At 73.8% G+C, this 18,969-nt stretch carries 14 protein-coding genes and 1 pseudogene; 3 read left to right on the top strand and 12 right to left on the bottom strand.

Annotation, left to right across the window (positions count from 1 at the left end):
• Positions 1-7: 7 nt before the first annotated feature.
• Positions 8-1,237, top strand: a complete 1,230-nt coding sequence (locus ACFZP7_RS28910) for a serine hydrolase domain-containing protein (protein ID WP_385636744.1) — start codon at positions 8-10, stop codon at positions 1,235-1,237.
• 9 nt (positions 1,238-1,246) lie between these two features.
• On the opposite strand, the gene ribA is transcribed toward ACFZP7_RS28910, so the two are convergent.
• Entirely contained in the window at positions 1,247-1,909 is a 663-nt protein-coding gene (ribA, locus tag ACFZP7_RS28905; protein ID WP_029394581.1) for a GTP cyclohydrolase II, read from the bottom strand.
• 73 nt (positions 1,910-1,982) lie between these two features.
• Here ribA and ACFZP7_RS28900 point away from each other — a divergent pair, with 73 nt between their 5' ends.
• Complete coding sequence (locus tag ACFZP7_RS28900; RefSeq protein ID WP_037823698.1) at positions 1,983-2,741, top strand: creatininase family protein; 759 nt, start codon at positions 1,983-1,985, stop codon at positions 2,739-2,741.
• A gap of 290 nt (positions 2,742-3,031) precedes the next feature.
• On the opposite strand, the pseudogene ACFZP7_RS28895 reads toward ACFZP7_RS28900, so the two are convergent.
• The 5 genes and pseudogenes from ACFZP7_RS28895 to ACFZP7_RS28875 form a co-directional block, all read right to left on the bottom strand.
• Positions 3,032-3,787 (bottom strand): annotated as a pseudogene (locus ACFZP7_RS28895) (YbhN family protein); the annotation flags it as partial.
• 77 nt (positions 3,788-3,864) lie between these two features.
• Positions 3,865-4,857 (bottom strand): hypothetical protein, encoded by a 993-nt coding sequence (locus tag ACFZP7_RS28890; protein ID WP_385638536.1) that lies wholly within the window; start codon positions 4,855-4,857, stop codon positions 3,865-3,867.
• Between the two features lie 398 nt (positions 4,858-5,255).
• The gene (locus ACFZP7_RS28885; RefSeq protein WP_052731547.1) at positions 5,256-6,446 is read right to left on the bottom strand and encodes a glycosyltransferase; all 1,191 of its coding nucleotides are present in this window, start codon (positions 6,444-6,446) and stop codon (positions 5,256-5,258) included.
• A gap of 182 nt (positions 6,447-6,628) precedes the next feature.
• Entirely contained in the window at positions 6,629-7,027 is a 399-nt protein-coding gene (locus ACFZP7_RS28880; RefSeq protein ID WP_019330710.1) for a 6-carboxytetrahydropterin synthase, read from the bottom strand.
• Between the two features lie 152 nt (positions 7,028-7,179).
• Positions 7,180-8,166, bottom strand: a complete 987-nt coding sequence (locus ACFZP7_RS28875) for a zinc-binding alcohol dehydrogenase (protein WP_062135001.1) — start codon at positions 8,164-8,166, stop codon at positions 7,180-7,182.
• Between the two features lie 109 nt (positions 8,167-8,275).
• Here ACFZP7_RS28875 and ACFZP7_RS28870 point away from each other — a divergent pair, with 109 nt between their 5' ends.
• Complete coding sequence (locus tag ACFZP7_RS28870; RefSeq protein ID WP_385636741.1) at positions 8,276-9,055, top strand: CDP-alcohol phosphatidyltransferase family protein; 780 nt, start codon at positions 8,276-8,278, stop codon at positions 9,053-9,055.
• Between the two features lie 342 nt (positions 9,056-9,397).
• Here the strand turns inward: ACFZP7_RS28870 and ACFZP7_RS28865 are convergent, their stop codons facing one another.
• From ACFZP7_RS28865 to ACFZP7_RS28840, 6 genes are all read right to left on the bottom strand, one after another.
• The gene (locus ACFZP7_RS28865; protein ID WP_127445194.1) at positions 9,398-10,633 is read right to left on the bottom strand and encodes an MFS transporter; all 1,236 of its coding nucleotides are present in this window, start codon (positions 10,631-10,633) and stop codon (positions 9,398-9,400) included.
• The gene (locus ACFZP7_RS28860; RefSeq protein ID WP_385636738.1) at positions 10,630-12,426 is read right to left on the bottom strand and encodes an ABC transporter permease subunit; all 1,797 of its coding nucleotides are present in this window, start codon (positions 12,424-12,426) and stop codon (positions 10,630-10,632) included. Before ACFZP7_RS28860 ends, ACFZP7_RS28865 begins: the two co-directional genes overlap by 4 nt.
• Before the next feature lie 3 nt (positions 12,427-12,429).
• Entirely contained in the window at positions 12,430-13,935 is a 1,506-nt protein-coding gene (locus ACFZP7_RS28855) for an ABC transporter substrate-binding protein (protein ID WP_385636735.1), read from the bottom strand.
• Positions 13,936-14,047: 112 nt separating this feature from the next.
• Positions 14,048-14,587, bottom strand: coding sequence for a GNAT family N-acetyltransferase (locus ACFZP7_RS28850; protein WP_385636732.1), 540 nt, complete (start codon positions 14,585-14,587; stop codon positions 14,048-14,050).
• Positions 14,588-14,672: 85 nt separating this feature from the next.
• Positions 14,673-17,339: a hypothetical protein gene (locus tag ACFZP7_RS28845; RefSeq protein ID WP_385636729.1), complete on the bottom strand. Its 2,667-nt coding sequence runs from the start codon at positions 17,337-17,339 to the stop codon at positions 14,673-14,675.
• A 237-nt stretch (positions 17,340-17,576) separates the two neighbouring features.
• Positions 17,577-18,884, bottom strand: coding sequence for a hypothetical protein (locus ACFZP7_RS28840; RefSeq protein WP_385636726.1), 1,308 nt, complete (start codon positions 18,882-18,884; stop codon positions 17,577-17,579).
• Between the last annotated feature and the right edge of the window lie 85 nt (positions 18,885-18,969).

Here is an 18,969-nt window from a genome sequence, read left to right as displayed (position 1 = left end):
GAGGGACATGACACCCCTGCGGCAGGAGATCGACGCGGACGCGGCGGGACTGGACGCCGACGCGCTGGACCGGCTCGACGGGCACTTCGCCCGGCAGGTCGACGAGGGGCGGCTGCCCGGTTTCCTGGTGGCCGTCGCCCGCGGCGGGCGCGTCGCCCACCTCACGGTGCACGGGATGCGGGACGTGGCCGCCGGACTGCCCGTGACGGCCGACACCCTGTGGCGCATCTACTCCATGACCAAACCGGTCACGGCCGTGGCCGCCCTGACGCTGGTGGAGGAGGGGCGGCTGTCGCTCGACGACCCGGTGGAGCGGTACCTCCCGGCGTTCGCCGGGCCCCGGGTGTACGTGGAGGGGACCGCGGACGACGTCGTCACCCGGCCGGCCTCCGGGCCGGTCCTGGTCCGGCACCTGATGACCCACACGGCCGGCCTCACCTTCGGCTTCTACCACGCGCACCCCGTCGACGCCCTGTACCGGGCGGCCGGCCTGGAGTCGTCGACGCGGCCGGGCGCGGACCTGGCGGAGACCGTCGACCTGTACGCGAGCCTGCCGCTCCAGTTCGAGCCGGGCACACGGTGGAACTACTCGGTGGCCAGCAATGTGCTCGGACGGCTCGTGGAGGTGGTGTCCGGCCGGCCGCTCGACGTGTTCTGCGCCGAGCGGATCTTCCGGCCGCTGGGCATGCCGGACACCGGCTTCGAGGTCACCGACGAGCAGGCCGGGCGGCTGGCCGAGCTGTACGGCGAGACGGACGACGGCGGCATCGCGCCGGTCCCCGGACTGCCGCTGCGGGGCCGGCCGCGGTTCCTCTCGGGCAGCGGCGGCCTGGTCTCCTCGGCGTACGACGTCCACCGCTTCGCGGAGCTGCTGCGGCGCCGGGGCGAACTCGACGGGGTCCGCGTCCTCGCCCCCGCGACGGTCGACCTGATGACCCGCAACCACCTGCCCGGCGACGCCGACCTGCGCTCCTTCGGCAGCCGCCCGGCGCACGACCGGCCCGGCAACGACGGTGTCGGCTTCGGACTCGGGGTCTCCGTGGTGATCGACCCGAGCCGCACCGAGGCGCCCTCCGGGCTCGGCACGTACGGCTGGAGCGGGGTGGCGACGACCACCTTCTGGGTCGACCCGGAGCATGACCTGACGGTGCAGTTCCTGACCCAGGTCCGGCCGAAGTCCTCGCACACCGTCTACCCGGACCTCAAGCGGCTCGTGGCCGCCGCCCTGACGGACTGACCGTCCCCCTCAGGACGACAGGTGCGCCACCGCGTCGAGGTGGGGCAGGTGGTGGTCGAGCCGTTCCCGTTTGGTGCGCAGATAGGTGATGTTGCTGGCGCACGGCGGTATCAGCAGCGGCACCTGCTCGGTGACCCCGATGCCGTGCCGCACCAACGCCTCCCGTTTGCGCGGGTTGTTGGACATCAGCCGCACCGAACGCACCCCGAGGTCGGCCAGGATGCGGGCGGCCACGCCGTAGTCGCGGGCGTCCACCGGCAGACCGAGCGCGAGATTGGCCTCCACGGTGTCCAGGCCCTCCGCCTGCAACGCCATCGCACGCAGTTTCGCGAGCAGCCCGATGCCCCGGCCCTCGTGACCGCGCAGATAGACGACCACGCCGCTTCCGGCGGCGGCCACCTCCTGGAGGGCCGCGGCGAGTTGGGCGCCGCACTCGCAGTGCCGGGAGCCGAGGGCGTCGCCCGTCAGGCACTCCGAGTGCAGCCGGGTGAGCACGCCGTCGGGGCCCGGGTCGCCGTGGACGAGTGCGACCTGCTCGTCCCCGCGCTCGTGGTCGAAATACCCGTACGCCCGGAATTGCCCGTAGACGGTGGGCAGCGGAGTCACCACGACACGCTCCACATCCGTGCGCTGCGCTGCCTGCTCACCGAGTACACCGATTTTTTCCGTCATGATTCTCGCATTCCTCAACAGATGCTCTAATGGCTCAACAGTTTTCTCGACCGAGACGAAGGGCCGTGCGGGAATGGATGTCTCACTGGTGCCGGCGGACACGACCGAGGACGTGCGCGGGCGGGGCGTGGGAGTGCCGCGCCAGATCGCGGTGCTGCCGGTGGGCAGTTACGAACAGCACGGCCCCCACCTGCCGCTGGCCACCGACACGCTCGTCGCGTGCGCCGTGGTCCGGGAGATCGCCGCCGCGTACCCCGTGCACCCGCTCCCGCCGGTGACGATCGGCTGCTCGCACGAGCACGCGGACTGGCCGGGTACGGTCAGCGTCTCCGCGGTGACGCTGTACGCGGTGGTACGGGACATAGCCGACTCCCTGCGCCGCTCGGGCGTCGACGCGCTGGTGGTGGTCAACGGCCACGGCGGCAACTACGTACTGGGCAACGTCGTCCAGGAGGCGTCCGCGCGGGGGGAACGGATGGCCCTGTTCCCGGCCGTGGAGGACTGGGAGACGGCGCGGGAGCGGGCCGGGGTGACCACCTCGCTGCTCACCGACATGCACGCGGGGGAAATCGAGACATCCATTCTTCTGCACGCGCATCCCGAATTGGTCCGGCCCGGTCACGAGGCCGCCGATTTCGTCGCCGACGACCGGCGTCATCTGCTCTCCCTCGGTATGTCCGCCTATACCGATTCCGGTGTCATCGGACGCCCGTCACGCGGTTCGGCGGAAAAGGGGAAGGAACTGCTGGCGAGCCTCGCGGATTCCTTCGCTGCGTATTTCTCGCTCCTTACGGAGGTGGAGCCGCCCCGGCCGGGGGGCGAGCGCGGGTAGGTCCCGCCGGGCGCGGGGTGGGGGGCGGCCGGGTGGGGGTGTGGGCCCGGGTGGGACCGGGGGTGGGGGTCCGGGTGGGACTGGAGGTGGGGGTCCGGGTGGGACTGGAGGTGGGGGTCCGGGTGGGACTGGAGGTGGGGGTGGGGGTGTGGGTGGGGTACGGCGGTGGTGCCGGAGCGTCCGGCGCGCTGTCCGGCGTACCAGCGCCCGACGAGCACGACGGCGCCGGGCAGCCCGGCCACGAAGCTGAGGACCCCGTACACCGCTGCCACGCCCAGTCCGGTGCCCGCGCCGAGCCCGGCCGCGCCGAACGCCCAGGCGGTGACGCCCTCCCGGGGACCCCAGCCGCCGACGTTGAGCGGCAGCGTCATGGCGAGCAGCGCGAGCACGGCCAGCGGTGTCAGTACGGCGACGGAGGCTCCGCTGCCGGCCACGCGGGCGGCGAGGAAGAACATCGCCAGGTACCCGGCCAGGACGACGGCCGACGACAGCGCGATCCCCGGCAGGTTCGCGCGGGACAGCAGCGCTTCGCGCGCCTCGGCGAGCATCGTCGGCCGGCCCCGCCGTCCCTCGGGCGCGGGCACCCGGTTCCTGCGCACGGCGACGGCGACGGCGAGCGCGCCGAGTACGGCCGGCGCGGCGATCGGCGCCGCCTGCCGGGCCCCGGTCAGCAACGGGGAGGGCATGGTGAGCAGCACCGCCACGCCGAAGACGGCCAGCGTGAGTTGACCGGCGGCGCGTTCGAGGACGACGGATCGCACGCCGCGTCCCAGGTCGCCGGTGCTCCGCCCGTGCCGCACCGCGCGGTGCACGTCGCCGAGGATTCCGCCGGGCAGGGCGGCGTTGAGGAAGAGGGCGCGGTAGTAGTCGGCGACGGCCGGCGCGAGGGGCAGCCGGATGCGCAGACCCCGGGCCACCAGGGACCAGCGCCAGGCGCTGCACACGGTGGTGACCAGCCCGATCCCGAGCGCCGCCAGCAGCGCGGGCCCGTCGATCCGCCGCAGCCCGCCGAGCAGCGGCCCGGTCCCCGTCCGCCACAGCAGCACGCCGAGGACGAGGACGCCGGCGAGGGTCCCCAGCCGGGTGCGCAGGGCGCGCGCGCCCGCGTCGGCCTTGGGTGCGCTCACGAGGCCGCGCCCTTCGGCCGGCACAGCGCCAGCAGGTCGGTGTGGTGGACGACGACGCGCAACTCCCCCGCGGCGCAGGCGGCGAGGCGCTCCTCCACGTACCGGGCGGCCGGCTCGCGCAGCTCGGGGCGCTGCTCGACGGCCGCCGCCACCCAGCCGCGCAGCCACTGCCCGGCGAGCGCGGCCTCGTCCGGTCCCAGCCGCCAGGGGGCGGACCGCGTCCGTACGGTCGCCCCGTACGCGGCGAACGCCTCGGCGGCCGTGCTCACGGCGTCAGGACCGAGCAGGCCGGAGCGGCGCTGGTGGTCGTTGAAGGCCAGGGTGAACTCGGTGTCCAGGGGGTGCTCGGGAGTCAGTTCGACACGACCGGCGACGGAGAGGGTCAGCAGCGCCGGGCATCCCGCGGCGGCACAGGCGGCGGCGAGCGCGTCGACCTCCCGGGCGGTGAGCACGTCCAGCAGCGCGGACGCCGTCACCAGCCCGGCACCGGTCAGCGCGTCCGGTGTGAGGCGGGCCAGGTCGCCGCGCCGGGTCTCGACCGTGACACGGCTCCCGTCGGCCGCGGCACGCGGGGTGCCGACGGCGGCGAAGTGCAGGAGGTAGGGGTCGCGGTCGTGCAGCACCCAGTGCTGGGCGCCGTCGAGCAGCGGCGCGAGCCAGCGTCCCATCGAGCCGGTGCCGCAGCCCAGGTCGTGCACGACGAGCCCGTCGTGCGCCGCCCGGCCCGGCCTGTCGGCGAGGCGGACACGGAGCGGACCGAGAAGGTCGTGCGCCCGCGCCGCGGCGTCGGCGGGCTCCCGCAGCCGCAGCCACTCGGGCGCGTAGCGGGGCGGGTCGTCGGGGTGGTCGGGGGTGGCGCCGGTACCGGCGGCGGTCGTCGGGGGCTCGGCGGCGGACTCCGGGGCCTCGGCGGCGGGCTGCTCCGCGGACCCGGTGAAGGGCCTCGCGGTCCCGGTGAGGGGCGTCGCGGTCCCGGCCGTCTCGCGCAGGCGGATGGTGTCCCGGTCGGCGGCGGGCCCTGGGGGGTGGGCGGCGGGGCGGGCGGAGTGATCGGCGGCGGGGTGGGCGAGGTGGTCGGCGGCGGGGTGGTCGGTGAGCCGCCCGGCGCCGGGCTGTCCGGCGGCCCAGGCGGCCCACGCGGCCCACGCGGCCGGCCGATCGGTGCGCCCGGCGGTCCCGGCGGACGGTTCCGGAGCGGTGCCGCCGGGCGCGGTGGCAGGACGGCCGCGCCTTCGCACCGGTTCCCCGCCCCGCGGCGGGTCCGTCGGGAGTGGTGCGACCGGGCCGACCGGTCCCGCGCCGGGGATCACGCCGTTCGCGGACTCGGCGGCGTCCTGCGGGCCGGGCCGGGCCGCCACGGGCCCCCCGGCCGGTGCCGTCGTCTTCCTCATGCCGCCCTCCGGGGCTCGTCCGGGAGCCTGCGGAGTACCGCGGCCAGGCTCCGTGCCGTGGCCGCCCAGCCGTTCAGGGCGGCGCGGCGGCCGCGCGCCGCCGCCTTGAGCCGGCGCCGCACGTCCGCCTCGCCGAACCAGCAGCGCAGTTCCGCGGCGAGCGCGGCGGGGTCCTCCGGCGGCACGAGGATGCCGGGCACCCCACCGTCGGGCGCGCGTCCCAGCGCCTCCGGGAGGCCGCCGACGTCCGTGGCGAGCACGGGCACCCCGCGTGCGAGGGCTTCGGTCACCGCCATGCCGTACGTCTCGGCGTACGAGGTGAGGACCATGAGGTCGGCGCTTGCGTAGGTGGCGTCGAGTTCCGCGCCGGACCGCGGACCGGCGAGCTCCAGCCGTTCCTGGAGCCCGTGCCGCTCGATCAGCCTCCGCAGCCTGCCGACGTACTCCGGGTCGTGCCCGAGCCCGCCGACGCACACGCAGCTCCACGGCAGGTCGGCGACGGTCGCCAGCGCCTCCACCAGCCGGTGCTGCCCCTTGCGCGGGGTGACGGCGGCGACGCACACCAGCCGCGAGACGCCGTCGGTACCGGGTGCGAGGGGCGCGATGTCGGCGCCGGGGGCGGCGACATGGACGCGGGCCGGGTCGAGACCGTGGTGGGAGACGAGCCGGCGCGCCGCCCAGTCGCTGGTGGCGACGACCGCGGGGACGGCACGCAGCACCGCGCGTTCGCGGGCGTCGAGGTCGGCGGCGACACCGGGGGCGAGGCCGGTCTCGTCGCCGAGCGGCAGGTGGACGAGGACGGCCGCCCTCAGGCGCTCCGCCTCGGGGACGACCACCTCCGGGACCCCGCAGGCCACCAGCCCGTCCAGCAGGACCACGGCGCCGTCCGGCAACCGGCGCAGCAGCCGCGCGAGTTCGGCGCGTGCGGCGGCGTCCGGCCGGGGCCAGGCACCGTCGACGGGCAGCCCGCGCACCCGCCAGCCGAAGCCGGGCAGGTCCAGCCGTACGCGCCGGTCGTAGGCGTTGCCGCCGCTCGGGGCGGCCGGGTCGTCGACCCCGCCGGGCATGACGAAGTGCACGGAGCGCAGGGACATGGGGACGATCCCGCCGTTCCTCGGTGCGGCCGGCGACTGCGCCGGCACGTAGGCGAGGCGAGCGCGCCCCGCCGTGGTGGGATTCACCGGCACGGTGGTCGGGGCGACCACCGGCTCGATCGGCGTGCGACCTGCCGGCTCGATCCTCGTGGAACCTGCCGGCCCGATCGTCGTGGAACCTGCCGGCTGGGACCTCGTGCGCCCCACCGGCTCGGGCGTCTCGGCCGCCGCCGGCTCGGGCGTCTCGGCCACCACCCGTTCGGTGGACGTGTCGGTCACAGCGCACGCTCGTAACTGGCCCAGGCGATGTGCGACTCGTGCAGAGTGACGGTGAGCCCGGCCAGACCTCTGGCTCCCTCGCCGAGCGCGCCCTTGCGCACGCGTTCGGCGAGCCGGTCGGCGATGACCATGGCCAGGAACTCGGTCGAGGTGTTGACGCCGGCGAAGTCCGGTTCGTTGTCGAGGTTGCGGTAGTTCAACTCGCTGACGACGGCGCCCAGTTCCCGGGTGGCCAGCCCGATGTCGACGACGATGTTGTCCTCGTCCAGCTGCTCGCGCCGGAAGGTGGCGTCCACCAGGAACGTCGCTCCGTGCAGACGTTGCGCCGGTCCGAAGACCTCGCCGCGGAAGCTGTGGGCGACCATGAGGTGATCGCGGACGGTGATGCTGAACAACGGACGACCCTCCAGGTGTGGCACGTCTGGTCCCCCGCCGGTCGGTGCGCGGGGTACCGTCCATTACGGCCCGGTGCCTTCCCGTGTTCAGCGGCCCGCACGTCTTTCTCAAGGTCAGGCGCGGAGGACTCGCCCGTCGAAGCCGCCCGGTCTCAGTCGTCGTTCCCGGCGTACCTGATCCGGTGGCACAGCGCCGGGATCTCGCCCGAGGCCAACCCCGGCATCACGTCGGGCAGTTCGGCGAACGCGGACTCGCCGGTGACGAGCGCGTCGAGCGCCGGGTCCGCGAGAAGGTCGAGGGCGAGGGCGAGCCGGTCGGCGTAGGTGCGGGTGCCGGCGCGCGCCGGGGAGACGGTGCCGACCTGGCTGCCGCGCAGGGTCAGGCGGCGGGAGTGGAACGCCTCGCCGAGCGGTACGGCGACGCGCCCGTCGCCGTACCAGCTCAGTTCGACGACGGTGCCCTCCGGCCGCAGCAGCTCCAGCGAGCGGGCGAGGCCCGCCTCCGTCGCGCTGGCGTGCACGACGAGGTCGAGGCCGTCGAGGGCGTCGGCGGGGGACGCGAAGCCGACGCCCAACGCGTCGGCGACCTTCGCCCGGTCCGGGTCGGCGTCGACCAACTGGACGCGGACGCCCGGGAACCGGGCCAGCAGCGCGGCCACCGAGCAGCCGACCATGCCCCCGCCGACCACCGCGATCCGGTCGCCGACCAGGGGCGCCGCGTCCCACAGCGCGTTGACGGCGGTCTCCACGGTGCCCGCGAGCACGGCCCGCCCGGCGGGGACGGCCGGGGGCACGGGGGTGACGGCGGCGGCCGGGACGACGTACCGCGTCTGGTGCGGGTACAGGCAGAAGACGGTGCGCCCGACGAGGTCCCCGGGCCCCTCCTCCACGACGCCGACGTTGAGATACCCGTACTTCACCGGTCCCGGGAAGTCGCCCTCCTGGAACGGCGCGCGCATGGCGGCGTACTGGCTCTCGGGCACCCGGCCGCGGAAGACGAGCGTCTCGGTGCCCCGGCTGACGCCGCTGAAGAGCGTGCGCACGAGCACCTCGTCCGCCGTCGGCTCGGGCAGGCGCACCTCGCGGATCACGCCCCGGCCGGGCGAGTCGAGCCAGAACGCGCGTGCGGTGCCTGTCATCGGATGTCCTCCTGAACGATCGGGAAGCCGCCCACGTACCGACGGATGCACGAGCCGCGCACAAGGTAGCGGCGCAGATCGTCTCTGTCACTCGGCCGGAGGGTGTTCGGTGGCCCTGAACAACACGTACAACGCCTACGACGCGAGGCCCGTTCAGCAGGAGACCGCGGTGGGGGCGGCCGCGCAGCTCCTTCTGCTGATCCTGCTCGCCACCGCGGTCGGCATGGGCACCGCGGGCTGGCTGACCGGCCTGGCCTTCGCACTCGCGTCATGGGCGGTGCTCTCCCGGGCCCTGCACCGCTCCCGGCTGCCGTCGTTCGGCCCGGCCAACCGGGTCACCCTCGGCCGGACCGTCCTGGTGGGCGGCGTGACGGCCCTGGTCGCGGACTCCTTCAGTGAAGCACCGCCCGTCTCCCTCCTCGTCGGCCTGACGGCCGTGGCTCTGCTCCTGGACGGCGTGGACGGCAAGGTCGCCCGCCGCACCGGCACCTGCTCCCCGCTGGGCGCCCGCTTCGACATGGAGGTCGACGCGTTCCTGATCCTGGTGCTCAGCGTGTACGTCGCGACGGACCTGGGCCCGTGGGTACTGCTGATCGGCGGCATGCGCTACGTGTTCGTCGCGGCGGCGCGCGTGTGGCCGTGGCTGACCGCCCCGCTGCCGCCGAGCACGGCCCGCAAGACGGTGGCCGCGCTGCAGGGCGTGTTGCTGCTGGTGGCGGGCGCGCACCTGCTGCCGCGTCCGGCCAACGCCGGGGTGGTGGTGCTGGCGCTCGGGCTGCTCGTGTGGTCGTTCGGGCGGGACGTGGTGTGGCTGTGGAGGACGTCGCGGACGGCCGCGCGGCCGTCGGTGACCGGACGGACGGCGGCGCGGAAGCTCGTCGCTCCGTGAGCGCCGTACGCCGCCCCGCACCGTCGGTCCCGCGCGGCCCCGGGCCCTGCGCGCAGCGGGACCGGTGGCGGGACCGGTGGCCGTGCCCGCCACCGGTCCCGGGAGCGATACCCACCACGGCACCCGGGGCCTGCGCCCACCACGGACGACCCGAAGACGAAGCCGTCACCACCGCACCCCGGGACCGCGCCCACCACGGACGCCCTGAAGACGAAGCCGTCACCACCGCACCCCGGGACTGCGCCCACCACGGACGCCCCCACCGGGACTGCGCCCACCACAAGCCCGAAGACGAAGCCGTCATCACCCCACCGGGCGCCGAGCCCACCACGGACCCGAAGGCTACGCGCGCCGCGGCAGCATCCCCGCCGCCGCCAGCGGTACGGCGGCCAGCACCAGCCACGGCACGGCGGCCGGCAGCCCGCTGTCCAGCAACAGGCCGGTCGCGGAGCTGCCCGCCAGCACGATGAGCCCGGAGACCGAGGACAGCGCCCCCGTGTAGAGCCCGAGCCGTCCGTCCTCGGCCAGGTCCGGCACCCAGGCACGGGCGACGGGCGCCACCAGCATCTGCCCCAGGGTGAGCAGGACGACGAACCCGGCGGCGGGCACCAGCCCGCCCGCCCCCGTCCACCCGGCGGGCCGCGCCACCGCCACCACGGCGAACCCGGCCGCGACCAGCGCCAGCCCCGCCACCATCGACCGGCGAGGCGCCAGCCGCTCCCCCGCCCACCGTGTCACCGGCAACTGCGCGGTTACCACCAGCAGCGAGGACAGCGCGAACAGCCAGGCCAGCGGCGCCTGGGAACCGGCGGCCCGCTCCACCTCGGCGGGCAGGGCCAGGTAGAGCTGGTTGTAGGCGAGCAGATAGGCGCCGTACGCGCAGCACAGCGCGAGGAAACGCCGGTTGCGCAGCAGCAGCCGCGCACCGCCCTTGGCCCGCACCCGCGCCCGCCCGGGAATGTGCTGCGGCAGCAGCCACGCGTGCCCGGCGAGGACCAGCACGAAGACACCGGCCCCGGCCAGACACGCCGTACGGAAGTCGACGGCCAGCAGCAGTGCCCCCAGCAGCGGCCCGACGAAGGCCCCCGCCTGACCGGCGACGGTGAACAACGCCAGCACCCGGGTCCGGTCCCCGCCGCCCGCCTCCTCCCACAGCACCGCCTGCCGGGCCACCTCGGACTCGACGGCCGGGGAGAAGAGCGCGGCGGCGAATCCGATGAGCAGCACGGCCGCCACGACAGCCCAGGTCCGCTCGGCGAACCCCAGCCACACGAACCCGGCGATCCGCAGACCGCACCCGGCGAGCACGACGGGTCGGACGCCGTACCGGTCGGCGAGCGCCCCGCCCACCACGAACAGCCCCTGCTGGCTGAAGGTCCGCAGCCCGAGGACGAACCCGACCAGCCACCCCGCCATGCCGATGCCCTGCCCCAGGTGCTCGGAGAGGAAGGGCAGCACGGCGAAGAAGCCGATGTTGAAGGCGAGCTGGGTGAGGACGAGGAGCCGCAGCAGCGGCGAGAGCGGCACGGCCGCGCGGTCGGCGGTGCCTGCCTTCCGGCCGGTGAAGAGTGAGGTCATCGGGTGCCGGCCGGTTCTTTCCGGGGCGCGGCGGTCCGCTCGGCGCCGACCGGGACGGCGGTGTCCGGGCGTCGCCTCCGGGGCCGGCGCAGTCCGCCCGCCGCGGTGACGGCGAGGGCACCGAGCAGGGCGAGGACGGCGGCGGGGGCGAGGACGGCCCAGGGCGCGCGTTCGGCGTAGGGCTGGTTCTCGGCGAGGAGCAGGCCCCACTCGGGCGACGGCGGCTGGGCGCCCAGCCCGAGGAATCCGAGCGAGGCGAGGGCCAGGGCCACACCGGGCAGCCTCAGCAGCGCGTGCCGCAGCACCGGCGGGAGGACGGCGGGCAGCAGTTCGCGGCGCAGCAGGTACCACCGTCCGGCGCCCAGCCCCCGGGTGGCGGTGATGTGCAGGGTGGCGCGTTCCTGACCCAGCAGCGCGGAGGTGTGCGCGGCGAGCGGCGCCCAGGCGACGGCACCGACGGCGAGGGCGGGCGTGGCCGCGCCGCTGCCCGCGACCGCGGTGACGAGGAGCGCGGCGAGGACAGGGGGCACTGCGTTGACGGTGTCGACGAGCGGCGCGGACAGGCGGGGCACCAGCCCGAGGAGCACGCCCGCGACGAGGGCGGCGGCCGTGACGGCGGAGGCGAGCAGCAGGGTGTCGAGCGCACCGTGGCCGACGCGGGCGAGCAGGTCGCGGCCGAGGGAGTCGGTGCCGAAGGGATGGCCGAGGGAGGGCGCCAGCAGCCTCTCCCCCGTGTCGAGGGCGAGCGGGTCACGGGTCAGCCCGGCCACCACGACGGCGAGCAGGACGGCACCGTAGACGAGCGGGAGCACGCCCCCGGCGGGCGGTGCGGGCCGGTGCAGGGAGGACAGCGCGCCGTCCCGCAGGGCCGGCCCGGTGAGCAGCCGCGCGGCGAGGCGGGTGGCGCCGGTGGCGAGCGCGGCGAGCAGGACCAGGGCGAAGGTGCCGGCCTGGAGGACGGGCAGGTCCTGGGCGAGGGCGGCCTGGAGGGTGGTCCGGCCGAGGCCGGGGATGTCGAAGACCTGCTCGACGGCGACGGCCCCGCCCGTCAGCCCCACGACGAACAGTCCGAGGTTGGGCAGCAGCGCGGGCACGCACCGGCGCAGCGCCTGCCGCGCGATGCGCCGGCCCGGCAGCCCGCGGGCGGCGGCGGCCAGCGCCCACGGTTCGCCGAAGGCACCGGGCAGCAGATCGTCCAGAAGCCGCCCGATCACGGCCCCGGCGGGCAGTCCGAGGGCGAGCGCGGGCAGCACGGTCCACTGGGCCCCGTACCACCCCAGCGCGGGCAGCCACCCCAGCTGCACCCCGACGACGGTGGCGAGCACGGAGGCGACGAGGAACTCCGGCAGCGAGGCGACGACGGCGGAAGCGGTCCCGCCGCGCCGCCGCCCACCGAGCCGGCGCCGGGCACCCAGGCGCAGGGTGCGGGCGCAGATGATCCCGGCGGTGAGGGCGGCGACGAGCAGCGCGACGGACATGAGCAGCAGGGAGGCCCCGAGCGCCCGCAGCACGTCCGGCAGCACCTCGCTCCCGGAGATCCACGACTGTCCGGCGTCCCCGCGCGCCAGCCCGCCGAGCCACCGCCCGAGCACGTGCAGCGGGCCGCCGTCGAGCCCGAGCTGCGCACGGATGTCGGCGAGCACCTCGGGCGTGGGCTCCCGCTCGGCGGACCGCGCCTTGAGCACGGTGTAGGCCGGATCGGTCCGCGTGAGCCACGGCAGCAGCCCGATGCCGCACACCAGTCCCCCCGCCAGCGCCACCCGCCACACCGCGGTGGCCACCCGCTGCCGCACGGCTCAGCGCCGGGTGCCGGTGCCGACGAGGGTGCGCTCGTACGGGTCGAGGATCACGCCCTGTACGGAGTCGGCGACGCCGGTGATGATCCGCTGGTGCACGAGCGGCACGACGGCGTCAGTGCCGAGGATGCGCGCCTCGGCGGCCATGGCGGCGTCCTGCCGCTTCGCGGTGTCGGCGATCCCCACGGCCTCGGCGACGGCGCGGTCGACGTCCCGGTCGCAGAGCTGGGCGATGTTGAAGCCGCCGTCGCAGGTGTAGTCGCCGGCGAGGACGGCGACGGGGTCACCGGTGTCGAGGAGGGTGTTCCGGGCGAGCACGAAGGCGTCGAACTTCCCCGCCAGGGCGTCCCCCTCCAGCCGCGAGTACTCCCGCACGGTGAGCTTCACCTTGAACCCGGCCTTCTCCAGCTGCTGCTTCACCACCTGGGCGACCTCGGGCAGCTCGGGCCGGTTGTCGTAGGTGGCGAGGTTGACGGTGGCGCCACCGGGCTTCTCGGCCTCCGCCCGCCCGACGGGCGCGGTCCGCTTCCCCTCCGCCCAGGTCACGGCGGGTCCGTAGATCCCGGCGCTGGGGTCGGCGTACCCCTCGTACACGTCCTCGGCGAACACCGAGGTGTCGATGGCGCTGCGCGCGGCGGCCCGCAGCCCGGCGTCCTCGAACGTCCCGGAGGAGGCGTTGAGGAGCAGGCTGGTGGTCCGGGTGGTGGCGGTGTCGCGCCGTGTCTTCTCGTCGAGCGTCGCGGCCTGGGCCACCGGAACGGCCTCGGCGATGTCCAGCTCCCCGGTGCGCAGGGCGTTGGCGCGGGCGGTGCCGTCGGCGATAAAACGGGCGTCGATGCCGGAGGCCTGGGCGCGCCCGCCCCAGTAGTCGTCGAACCGGTCGAGGGTGGCGGAGGTGGCGCCGTTGACCTCGGTCAGCTCGAAGGGCCCGGTGGCGTGGCCGACGGGATCGACACGGCCGTTCCCCTTCTCATAGGCCTTCGCGGAGAGGATGGCGAGGCTGGGGCTGGACAGCCGCAGCGGCAGCACCGGGTCGGGCTCGGCGGTGGTGATCCGGACCACCCTCTCCCCCTGCGCCTTCGCGCTGAGGGTGACACCGGCGAGGGCGGCGGGCGCGGGCTTCGCGTCGGTGGCGCGGGTGAGGGAGTCGGCGACCGCGGCCGGGGTGACGTCGCCGCCGTCCTGGAAGGTGGCGTCGCGGAGGGTGAACTCCCAGACCTTGTCCCCGTCCCTGCGCCAGGACTCGGCGAGTGCGGGGGCGGCGGAGCCGTTGGCGTCGAGGGCGGTGAGGCCCTCGGTGACACCGAGACGGCTGAGGAGGGTGGCGTCGGCGCCGTACGGGGAGAGGTTCTCGGCGGGCGGGAAGGCGAGGGCGACGCGGAGCCGGGCCCCGTCCCCGCCGCCACCGTCCCCGGAGTCGTCACCGCCTCCGGAGGCGAAGCAGCCTGCTATCAGCGGGGCGAGCATGAGGGGGGCGAGCAGCCGGGAGCGGCGGTGGGAGCGCATGGTCCTCGGATCGGTCGGGTGCGTGCGTGGTGCGGGGACAGGACGGGAGCGGCGGCGACAAGAGCCTACATGACAATCATTTCCATGATCGCGGGCCCCTTCCTCATACGCCTCACGGCATCGGCACGTCGAAGTGCACGATGCCCTGCCCGCCGCCGGCGTCCTCCCGCTCGTCGTGCACGACCTTGGCGAGCGAGCGCCAGAACGGCTCGGCACCGGTGACGGCGGGGTCGGTGTGCAGGTACACGGCCCGGTACCCGCCGTCGGCGGCGGCGAAGGCGAGCAGCTCGTCCACGAGCCGCCGCGCGAGCCCGCGCCGACGATGCTCGGGCCGCACGTACACGCGCCGCAGCTGAGCGGTGACGCCGGAGGGGTACTTCTCGGCTACGTGCGCGGGGTTCGGCGGGTGCGCGGGGCCCCGAGAGTCGAGCGCACCGGTGGCGACGACCTCACCGTCCCTGCCGTCCACGGCAACGAGCAGCGTGTGCCGGGCCGGCGTCACGTACGCCCCGCCCAGGTCGATGATGTCGCCGTGCCAGCGGGGGACGTACCCGGTGCCGAAGTCCCGGTAGACGGTGTCGAGCATGACGGCTCGGGCTCCGTCCAGGTCGGCCGGGGCTGCTGTCCTGATGCTGTAGTCACTGTCGCGCACTTGCACATCATATGCAGTAGGCCATGCCCGCTGGTCAGGGCCCTCGTCGGAGCCCGTGCCCCCCACGCATGAACCCCCGGAGCGATCAGCGGTGCCGCCACAACTGGTAGAGCTTGAAGACGTCCATCCGCCAGTGCATCTCCAGGGACAGTTCTGGCACAGACTTCCTGCCGCGGCTGTCATGGACATGGCGGTACGAACGGTGCGGCGCCAGGTCACCATGGGCCACCAGTGCGGCCAGCGGAGGCTCGTGCGCCGGTGTCTCCTCGTCGACCAGGAGGAGGATCTCGCCTTGGTCCTCCTCGTGGAGACGGTGCAGTCCTCCACCCACCCGGTGGGCCAGCTCTTCCCAGGTGACGGTGGTACCGGCGCGCGCGGCGCCCTGAAGGACGGTGCGCACGCGTGCGGCGAGCGGCGCGAGTGCCCCGCCGCTGCCGCTTTCCGCCTGCAGTCGGTGTCGGAGATCCGCGCGCTGACGTCTCAAAGTCTCGTCGTCCGCTTCCGGCAAGGGGCCGGCAAGACCGCGGCGGATCCGGTCGGCCTCCGTGAGAGCGTCCGCGATCTCCGTGGTGGTCAGCGTGTCCTTCCGGACTTCGAGATCGCGGAGAATCCGCCGAAGTGTCTCGAGGGAGCCGTTCGCCGACGTCGTGGATTCCCTGTCACGCACCCACTGCTTGAATTCGCGCATCAGACCGGCCACGGCCTCGCCGTCCTGGGGTGAGAGGCGCAGAGAGTAGACGGGTCCCATCGCGTTGTGGACGTGCCTCGCCAGCGCGAGGTCGCCCGCATCCCGGGCCGAACGGAACTCGTCGGCCATCCGGTCGAACACCTCACGTGGTGGGGTGTCGGGCACGCCCGGCCCCTCGAGACGCCGGCGCAAGACCTTGCGCCAGTGGCTCAGGCGCTGCAGCACAGGGGTGGGCAAGAAGGGGTTGCCGATCAGCAACGCCAAATCGTCCGCCTCGCGCACAGCCCTGTTGAACGCCGGAAACGGGAGGTCCGCTTCCGCCTCCTCGAGGTGGCGGAGGATCACGTGAAGCCGCACCATGGGCCCCTCCCCGGGGCGTGCGGGCGGCAGTGCGGAAGCACCTGCCCCCTGGGCCGGACCGGGATGCGCCGACGACCGCGCGCTGTGGATGCGCGTCCGGTGGTCTTTCCAGATCTGGGCCACCCCTGCTGCATCGGTCCAGTGGGGCCAGCCGAGAGCCAGGAGCACCTGCCGGAAGAAGGGAGGTGGTGTGTCGTCGTGCGGCTGCGCCTGCCTGGAGAAGGTGATCAGGCTGGACAGGAGGGGCCGGTGCCCCTTGGCATGCGGCGCGTCCACCGCGGTGAGCAGGCGCAGTTGCCGTGCCTGGGTGACTTCGTCGGGCCGGGTCCCGGTCTGCTCGAGCAGCTCGTACCAGGTGATGGTGGTGCGTTCGCGGGCGGTCCTCGCCAGGACGCGGGTCAGTTCGGCGACGAGGCGGTCGTCCGATGCGGTAACGCGCTGCGACGGTGCAGGGGTGAGTGTGCTCGGGGATTTTTTCGCGTCCGCTCCGGCAGGCCGTTCGGGCTTCTGCTGCGAGGCAGGCGTCGCCGCTGCGGTCGCGTCCTTCCCACGCGCGGGCGCGGGCGGCTTGAGCAGCGCCCATTCCGCCGCTTTCGCGGGCGTGAGACGAACGAAGCCTTCCGCGCGAAGCATCCATCGCGAGTCGGGAAGGGCTGGTTCGGGGCCGTTCAGTACTGCCGCTCGGTCGGTCAGTACGTACACATGGTGAGGTTCTGGAGCCGCAGCCGAGGCCGGCAGGGATATTCGGGCAGGGAACCTCGTCGACCCGATGGGCTGGGCATCCACGTTGTAAAGTCCCCGGCCGCCCTCCTCGGACACCAATGAGGCGCCCGTGAACGCGACGCGCCCCGTCATGAGCGGGAGTACGGGACCGATGGCGGAACCGCTGCCCTGACCCTCCGGCGTCCGAGCGGTTTCCGCCTTGCGGTCTTCGACGGCGTGACGCTCCGGGCGGGGCGCGGGCACGGTTCCCTTCGGCCGAATCCCGTACGGCGTCTCCCCCAGCCACGGAGTGACGATCCCGGCGTGCACCAGTCGGCACTTGTCGAGCGTCGTCCATTCGACCTGGTGGCCGGGTGGGTGCGTTCCGACGTACACGACGCGGGTGCCGTTCTCGGTCGCGCACTTGAAGCGCAGGGCATACCCGGTGGCGTCGACCTCGTACGGGGCGAGCTGGCTCTCCGGTCCGTACATGCGGATGGTGGCCGGTTTCCCGGGCGGGGCACTGAGGCGCTCCCCGTCGGCCTGCCAGTCCTTGAAGGAGCGCCGGGCCATCTGCACGTGGATCAGGCGACGCTTCTTCTTGGACCCGAAGCGGAGCTCAATCGCGTCGCTCCGCGCGCCCTTCTGCTGGACGTACTGGACCGCGACGGTCGGCTGCCCCTGTCTGCGCAGCCACTTGGTCATGGCCTCACCGATGTAGAGGTGGTCGGCGCTGTCCTCACCGAGGGCGGTGCGGCTGCACCGGACCGGCGGGCGGTGCGCGAAGTGCGATTTCTTGTCGTCGCAGGCACGCAGCGTAAGAAGCTTCCCGCACCCGCCCAGGAGGGTGCCACAGGTGAAAGCGTTGGGCCCGTGCTCCTTGCGGAGCCCGTCCGCGGCGTGCTTCTCGTACGGGAGGAAGAGAGGAATGTGTCCGTCGGGGCCGCCCAGCACGGCTGTCTGAACCTTGCGGGTGTCCTCTTCAAGTCCGACTGGGATCATCGGCGGCCGTCTCCTTGCTGTACGTGCAGAGCGCTCGTCCGCAAGAGTCGGACGGCACGCCAACTTCGACTGCGCAGACCCCGCTCGGGTTGTGCACGATTCCGTCACAAGCGAGACCGCACCGTTCCGGACACGGGCGTGCCGTCAGCCGAACCGCTGCCAGCCTGGGCATCTTGAGGGGCCTCGGCGGCGGCCGTCGATGGCGGTCGTTCGGTTCGCGCAGTGAGTGCGGGGCGCCTACGCGGGCAGTGCGGGGAACACGACTACCGAGCCGTCCTCATTGCGGGCAATCTCGATCGCCACGTCCGTCGCGCGGCTGTCGACCGAGACACCATCGCCCAGCTTGCGGATCCGGCTCGCCGCACTCATGAGGCGATCGACTTCACCGGCAGTGAAGACGGGCCGCACACCGCGCGGACGTGCCAGCTCCAGCGCGGACAGGCGTACCAGAACACCTGCGATGCCCGACTCCAGCTTGTCGAGACGCTGTTGGTCGACCTTGAGCGCGCGAGCGAAGTTCTCGAACAGGTTGCCGGAGTCGGCCTGGGCGTGCTCGACGGCCTGCAGCACGATGACCCGCTGCTTCAGCGCAATGGCCAGGGCGGCGAGTTCGAGGTGCGCACGGAACATGCCACCCTGGTCGTCCACACCGGGAAACGACTTGTTCAGCGTGTCGATCTCGACAGCCTTGCCGTCGGGCAGCTTGTCGAGCGCGCTCTGCCACTGGGCAAGGCGACCCTCAGCGGCGACCAGCGCCTTGCTGATGGCGTGCGCTGCCGAGTCCAGCCCCACTGAGAGACCGAGCTTGCCCTGATCCAGCAGAATGGCAGTGGCCTTGTCAATGGCATCGCGGCAGGCGTCGAGGTCTCTGCGCTCGTCATCAAGCTTCTGTTCGTGCAGTTGCTCCAGCAGTTCCGTGATGTGCTCGATGGCTTGCTGGCGCTTGCGGTCGGCGCTCGCGCTCACCCCCACCGCCACTGCCATGAGCACGAGCGGCGCGGCCACGGTGAGCGCCGCGCTGCCGACGACCGCGACGCCCGCTGTTGCACCCGCTCCACCGGCTGCGCCTGCCGCTGCCGCTGCACCGACGGGCACGAACGTCGCCTGGGCGGCGATGCCCGTCTGGTTCACGAGTGCACTGTGGATGCCGCCGGCCGCCGCCTTCGACGCCATCGGACGAACGATGCCCTGACCGACCTGGGCGGCCACCTTCGCCGGAATCACCATGCGATACAGGCCTTCTCCGGCAGCGGTCGCCGTAGCCGCCGCGGAGGAACCCTTCGCCGACTGCGTGACGAGCTGTGACAGGTGCTGTGCCAAGGGACTCGCGGCATCGAGCGGGATGCCCCGGCTGCGGTCGAGCTTTTCCGGCAGCGGATGCACCTCAAGCGTGGCGATGGGCTTGTCGGCCAGGCCGGCCAGCACACTGCGCAGTTCAGCCAAGCGCTCAACCGTCATCGGCTCGTCTCCGGCCAGAACGGGCACCCGAACGTCACCGGTCGCCAGTGTCCACACCGGAACGATCGCCTTACGGTTGTCAGTCATCGTCTCCCCTTGTTCTCCCACAACAGCCTGCGGCTGCCCTACGACAAGTAGACATGAGTCACCCCGCTCAGGCGGCATCTCAGCT

Origin of the sequence: Streptomyces sp. SudanB5_2050 (assembly GCF_964272335.1) — a bacterium.
GTDB classification, from domain to species: Bacteria; Actinomycetota; Actinomycetes; order Streptomycetales; family Streptomycetaceae; genus Streptomyces; species Streptomyces rochei.
This window is presented reverse-complemented; position numbering and strand designations above follow the sequence as displayed.